The organism is Paractinoplanes hotanensis, assembly GCF_023717965.1.
GTDB lineage: Bacteria > Actinomycetota > Actinomycetes > Mycobacteriales > Micromonosporaceae > Actinoplanes > Actinoplanes polyasparticus.
Genome location: NZ_JAMQOL010000054.1, coordinates 123,226 through 129,225, shown reverse-complemented (window position 1 = coordinate 129,225; position 6,000 = coordinate 123,226). Strand labels below are relative to the sequence as shown.

The window sequence follows — 6,000 nt, the reverse complement described above, 5'->3', positions numbered from 1 at the left end:
CCACACGAACCGTCCAGGGATCACCCAAGTGAGGAAGTTGATCTAGCAGAAGTGGGGAGTTTCAGGAAGCGCCATCAGCGACACCATCGAGCAGGTCCGCCGCCGCGAACCCATGCGCTTGGCGGCCGAGGTGTTGCGGGCGCAGCTGCCGCCGTTGTCGTTCTCCACCGGCCATCTGATGATCAGCGGCGTCCTGGAGCCCTGCTACGACGTGGGCGGCGACGCCTTCGACTACGCCGTCAACGGCGAAACCGCCCACCTGGCGTTGTTCGACGCCGCCGGGCACGGCTCGGCGGGCGGGATGCGTGCGGTCATGCTGGCCTCACTGGCGCTGGCGTCCTACCGCAACGCCCGCCGCGCCCGGATGGATCTCGTCGACACCTACCACCACATCGACTCGGCGGTCCGCACCCACGACCGGTACGGCTTGATCACGGCGGTGCTGGCAGAGATCGACCAGCAGACCGGGGTCCTGCGGGTCATCTCGCGGGTCACCCCAGCGGGATGGTCATCCGTCAAGGACGGGTGGTCAAGGTCCTGCCCACCCCTACCGCCCTGCCGGTAACCCTCGGTGACAAGCGGCCGCCGGTCGTGGTGGAAGAGGCACTCGAGCCGGGGGACCGGCTCCTGCTCTACACCGACGGCATCTCGAGGCCCGCTCGGCGCAGGGCGAGCAGTTCGGCACCGACCGGCTCATCGACTTCGCCCTCAAGGCCGCCGCCGACCAGCTGCCGGCCCCGGAATCCGCCCGGCGGCTGGTCCACGCGATCCTGCGCTATCAGGACGACCGGCTGCAGGACGACGCCACTATCCTGCTCGCCGACTGGCGCAGCCCGGCCCCGCCGCACTCGGACTTCGAGCTGTTCACACCGCCTGCCGCACACCTGCTCGAGCCGTGACGACGCTGGTCCACAATGGGAGCGGTTAAGAAGGCAATGACACGCGCGGACATCACCCCGCACCGTCGGCTGCGGCGAGGGCCGGTTGACAATCCTTACGGCAACGGGCGGCGTACTGGACCGCTCCGACCAAGAGGGAAGGCTCGCTACCGCGTCCGAGGCATGTGGCGTCGAGCGGTGGCCGACCCACCGTGCGGGGTTAACCTGAGAGCCACGCCTTTAGCGGTGAGGGGATCACGCCCGCACGATGCTGGAGTTGCCTGATGTTCGCCGAACCCGTGTGTGACCCCGCCGCCAGGGTCCCGATCGGACCTCGATCGGATCGGTGAGGGTGGTGACCACCACGATGAGTTCACCGTCGGGGTTGCGGTCGGGGACCGTGTACTCGTGCATCCGCACTTCGCGGGCGAGGTCGGCGGGGACGTCCTGGCCGGTGCGGGCCTGTTCGACTAGACGGTCCCGGCGCCCGGCGGACAGGCCGGGCTTGAAGATCAGCGCTTGGTAGGAGCCGTCGGCCAGCCAGCGCAGGTGCCGGAGTGAGACGTTGGCTCCGACTCGCCAGGCCAGGTCCGCGCCGGTAGCGACCTCGACGACGGGCCGCAGCCGCAGCAACACCTGCACGCAGAGCAGACCGCGAACGTCCAACACGTGAGGCATTCGGGTCGGGTGGACGCCCGCGGATCGTCGAGGTGGTGCACGCGCATCTGCGCTCCTTGGCGGCAGGGATGCGAACCGAGTCGGTTCAGGCGGCGACGGGCAGGTCGGCGAGGCGCCATTCGAGCATGCCGTCGGTCAGCCTTGTCGCGTCGCGGCCGTGTGCTTGCAGTAGCCGGACGGCGTCGTGGGCGAGCACGCAGTACGCGCCTCGGCAGTAGGCGACGATCCGGCCGTCGGGAGACAGTTCGGCGAGCCGGGCGGCGAGTTCGTCCAGGGGGATGCTCACCGCCCCGGGGATGTGCCCGGCGGCGTACTCCTCGCGCGGGCGCACGTCCAGCACGGTCACCGCAGCGGACCTAGCCAGCCGGTGCAACTCGTCGCGGGTCACCGGCTGGCCGCCGTCCGCACCGAGATACGCGGCGCGGGCGGCTTCGACGTCGGGCAGGTGCGACTGGGCGACGTCTCGAAGCCGGGCGAACAGGTCGGCGACGTCGCACCCGGCCAGCGAATACAGCACGCGGGTGCCATCGCGGCGCGTCGTGACCAGGTTCGCCTGACGCAGCGTCTGAAGGTGCGCCGAAGCACTGGTCATCCCGAGATCCGCCGCTGCGGCCAGCGAGGCGACATCGCGCTCGCCCTGGGCGAGCAGATCGAGCAGTTCCAGGCGCTTGCCCGAGGCGAGAGCCTTGCCGACCCGCGCGAACTGGTCGAACAACGCGTTCTTGTGCTGGCGGTCACCCACAGCCATCATCCTCCAAAGATCTATGGAATATTGTAGAAGATGGAGGTGGGCCGTCGCCACCCACCCGGGAAAGGTGTGAGCAGACGTGGACAAGAGAATGATCCCGCTGGTTGACGAGGGACTCGGCAACTCGGCGTACCTGTTCGACCTTGGCGACGGCCGCGCTTTGGCGGTCGACCCCTCGCTGGATTTACGCCTGGCTGAGGCCGCTGCGGCCAGACACGGCCTGCGGATCGCGTACGCGGCCGAGACCCACCTGCACGCCGATTTCCTGTCCGGCGCCCGCCAACTCGCGCACGACCACGGCACCCGGATTCTGGCGTCGGCCGCCGGGCAGCGCACCTTCGACCACACCCGCCTCGATGACGGCGCCGAGGTCGACCTCGGCGGGCTCACCCTGCGCGCGCTGGCCACCCCCCGGGCACACCCTGGAGCACCTGTCGTTCGTGCTCCTGGACAGCGATCGGGAGATCGGGGTGTTCACCGGCGGCTCGCTGATCGTGGGGGCCGCTGCGCGCACCGACCTGATCAGCCCCGACCGCACCGAAGACCTGGCCCGCGCCTAGTACGGCTCGCTCCAGCGGCTCACCGCCCTGGCTGACACCACGGCCGGGTGGCCCACCCACGGCGCCGGGTCGTTCTGCTCCGCCCCACCCGGCGCCGCCCGCACCTCCACCATCGGCGAGCAAAAGAAGACCAACCCACTGCTGGCCGCCCCCGACGCCGACACCTTCGCCCGGCAGTTGATCGACAGTCTCGGCTCCTACCCGGCGTACTTCGACCGGCTCGGCGAACTCAACCGGCACGGGCGCCTTGTCACCACCGCACCGCTGCTCACACCCCTCGACGTCGCAGCGGTGCGGCGCCTGCTCGGCGACGACGCGATCGCGGTCGACGTCCGACCGATACGCGACTACTCCGCCGGGACCTCCCCGGCTCGGTCTCCATCCCGCTGCGCGCCCAGTACGCCACCTGGCTCGGCTGGCTGATCCCGCCCGACGTGCCGATGATCATCGTGCGCGACCCCGGCCAGGACCCCGCCGACATCCTGTGGCCCGCCCTGACCGTCGGCCACACCACGATCACCGGGGAACTCGAGGGTGGACTCCCGGCCTGGTCGGCCGCCGGCGAACAGGTCGCCACGGCACGGATCGTGAAGGCGGCGCAGATGGACGCCACCCACGCGAGCGACGTACGCCAGGCCAGCGAGACCACCACCGGGCACCTACCCGGCGCGCACCTGATCGAACTCGGCGACCTGACCGAACACGCCCGCGACCTGCCACGCGGACCGGTGACGGTGATGTGCGGACACGGCGAACGCGCCGCCACCGGGGCCAGTCTGCTCGAACGCGCCGGCCACACCGACGTGGCCATCCTCGCCGGAGGCGCCCACGACTGGGCCGCAGCCACCGGCCGCACCCTGGACACCGGCCGATGACCTCCTCGACACCGGCGCCGCTGCGGCTGGGGCTGCGCCAGAATCTGCCCCAGTTCGTCCTCCTGGTCGCGGTCAACGCCCTGGTCGGCGGGATGATCGGCCAGGAACGCACGGTCCTGCCGCTGCTCGCCGACCAGGTGTTCGGCCTCGCCGCGTTCACCGCCTCGCTGACCTTCATCGTCGCGTTCGGCGTCACCAAGGCCCTGACGAACCTGGCGGCCGGCGCACTCTCGGACCGCTACGGCCGCAAACCGATCCTGATCGCTGGATGGCTGATCGGCCTGCCCGTACCCCTGCTGCTGATCTGGGCACCGTCCTGGTGGTGGGTCATCGCCGCGAACGTCCTGCTCGGCGTCAACCAGGGCCTGACCTGGTCCACCACCATCATCATGAAAATCGACCTCGTCGGCCCCGACCGGCGCGGCCTGGCCATGGGCTTCAACGAGGCCGCCGGCTACCTCGCCGTCGCCGCCACCTCCGCCGCGACCGGCTGGCTCGCCGCCGACCACGGCCTGCGCCCGGCACCGTTCCTGCTCGGCCTCACCTTCGCCGCACTCGGGTTGGGCCTGTCGACGGTGTTCGTCAAAGAGACCCGCCACCACGCCATCCATGAAGCCCGTACCCACACCCCGACCAACGGCGATCACCACGACGCACTGACCGGACGGCAGATCTTCACCCTCACCAGCTTCCGCGAGAAGGCCCTCTCCTCGGCCAGCCAAGCCGGGCTGGTCAACAACCTCAACGACAGCCTCGCCTGGGGCCTGTTCCCCATCCTGTTCGCCACCTCCGGCCTCGGCATCGCCCGCATCGGCGTCCTGGTCGCCCTCTATCCCGCCGTATGGGGGTTCGGGCAGATGGCCACCGGCGGCCTATCCGATCGATGGGGCCGCAAACGGCTCATCGTCGCCGGGATGCTGCTGCAAGCCGCCGGGATCGCGCTGGTCGCCGCCACCACCGGCTTCACCGTGTGGGTGATCGCCGCCGTCCTGATGGGCGCCGGCACTGCCATGGTCTACCCCGTCCTGCTCGCCGTCATCGGCGACGTCGCCCACCCCACCTGGCGCGCCCGCGCCGTCGGCGCCTACCGCCTCTGGCGCGACCTCGGCTACGCCATCGGCGCCCTGATCGCCGGCATCACCGCCGACCTGCTCGGCCTGCGCGCGGCCATCTGGCTCATCGCCGCGCTCACCGCCGCCTCCGGCATCATCGTCGCGATCCGCATGTACGAAACCCACCTACGCCAACCAGCACCCACCCCGTGGAACATCGAGGATGAGCACCCTTCCCGGCCTGGACGGCGAGCCGATCTACCTCACTCGCCACCGCGAGGACGCAAGTCGCGGCGCTGATCGGCACCGACCCGGCCGGGATCGTGTTCACCGGCTCCGGGTCCGAGGCCGACAACCTCGCCATCCGCGGCACCCTCCTCGCCGCACCCGAACAACGTCGGCAGGTGATCACCCAGGCACCGAGCATCCCGCCGTGTTAGCAACCTGCCACGTCCTGCGCCGCCTGCACGGCATCGATGTCACCATCCCGCCCCTCGGCCGCTGGCGATGAGGAGCCCTTTTGAAGTCGCCGAGTATCCACTCGCCAGAGCTCGGATTCGAGCAAGAAGAACCCCGCCCGGGTGAAGCTTTCCGAGCGGGGTTCCGGTGAAGCTACTGAAGTGGAATGATGGTAGATAGGATGGGATGGGTATTTGTTTGTGTCGATCTGGATACACGCCTTTACCCAACGCAGGTCAGCTCCGGTCAGAAGCGTTTGCTTCGCATCGAGTCGAACCCCCACGCCCTTCTCGCTCTCCAAAAGACCGGAGCTGTTACCCGGTCAGGTCGCCGGCGCGCAGCTGATCGATCTCGTAGTGGAAGCGGCGGGCGACATAGGTGAGCAGCAGTGCAGCGGCGCCGCCGGTCAGCTGCACCAGTCCGCCGCCTCGACGGGTTGCCAGGGAGCCTTGGGGAGTTCAGGCCAGCCGTTCGCCGAGGGCCCGCCCGCGGCTGCCTGGGCGGGGCCGGCGGCCAGCAGCGGGGTTGCCACCGCGGCGCCGGTGACCGTCGCCGTAGCGGTGAGGAGGCGGCGACGGGAGATCTTGCCAGACGTCATGGGGGAGTTTCCCTTCATGGTCGACCGGTGTGCCTACGTTCAGACGAGGCCCGCGATGGTCTCCACGAGGAGTAGGAAGAACACGACGATCGTCGGGTTCACCCACGCCGGAACCAGGTCGTAGTCGGCATTGCATTTCGTCGTGGTGGGCC

Annotated in this window: 7 protein-coding genes and 2 pseudogenes; 6 read left to right on the top strand and 3 right to left on the bottom strand. The window is 69.7% G+C overall.

What is annotated here, in order from left to right; all coding sequences use genetic code 11:
- The first annotated feature begins 112 nt into the window (after positions 1-112).
- Positions 113-899: pseudogene (locus LXN57_RS36940) on the top strand (PP2C family protein-serine/threonine phosphatase).
- Between the two features lie 234 nt (positions 900-1,133).
- On the opposite strand, the gene LXN57_RS36935 reads toward LXN57_RS36940, so the two are convergent.
- The gene (locus LXN57_RS36935; RefSeq protein ID WP_251802861.1) at positions 1,134-1,547 is read right to left on the bottom strand and encodes a hypothetical protein; all 414 of its coding nucleotides are present in this window, start codon (positions 1,545-1,547) and stop codon (positions 1,134-1,136) included.
- Between the two features lie 94 nt (positions 1,548-1,641).
- Positions 1,642-2,298, bottom strand: a complete 657-nt coding sequence (locus LXN57_RS36930; protein WP_251802860.1) for an ArsR/SmtB family transcription factor — start codon at positions 2,296-2,298, stop codon at positions 1,642-1,644.
- 97 nt (positions 2,299-2,395) lie between these two features.
- On the opposite strand from LXN57_RS36930, the pseudogene LXN57_RS48420 reads away from it, so the two are divergent.
- From LXN57_RS48420 to LXN57_RS48415, 5 genes and pseudogenes are all read left to right on the top strand, one after another.
- A pseudogene (locus LXN57_RS48420) lies at positions 2,396-2,653 on the top strand (MBL fold metallo-hydrolase); the annotation flags it as partial.
- A gap of 388 nt (positions 2,654-3,041) precedes the next feature.
- A complete protein-coding gene (locus LXN57_RS36920) occupies positions 3,042-3,287 on the top strand; it encodes a hypothetical protein (RefSeq protein WP_251802858.1) in 246 nt (81 codons plus the stop codon).
- Positions 3,288-3,304: 17 nt separating this feature from the next.
- Positions 3,305-3,739, top strand: coding sequence for a rhodanese-like domain-containing protein (locus LXN57_RS36915; RefSeq protein ID WP_251802865.1), 435 nt, complete (start codon positions 3,305-3,307; stop codon positions 3,737-3,739).
- The gene (locus LXN57_RS36910; RefSeq protein ID WP_251802857.1) at positions 3,736-5,091 is read left to right on the top strand and encodes an MFS transporter; all 1,356 of its coding nucleotides are present in this window, start codon (positions 3,736-3,738) and stop codon (positions 5,089-5,091) included. Before LXN57_RS36915 ends, LXN57_RS36910 begins: the two co-directional genes overlap by 4 nt.
- Positions 5,088-5,231, top strand: coding sequence for a hypothetical protein (locus LXN57_RS48415; protein WP_369077297.1), 144 nt, complete (start codon positions 5,088-5,090; stop codon positions 5,229-5,231). The genes LXN57_RS36910 and LXN57_RS48415 overlap by 4 nt, the downstream gene beginning before the upstream one ends.
- Before the next feature lie 425 nt (positions 5,232-5,656).
- Here LXN57_RS48415 and LXN57_RS36905 read toward each other — a convergent pair whose 3' ends face one another.
- Positions 5,657-5,848 (bottom strand): hypothetical protein, encoded by a 192-nt coding sequence (locus LXN57_RS36905; RefSeq protein ID WP_251802856.1) that lies wholly within the window; start codon positions 5,846-5,848, stop codon positions 5,657-5,659.
- Positions 5,849-6,000 lie beyond the last annotated feature (152 nt).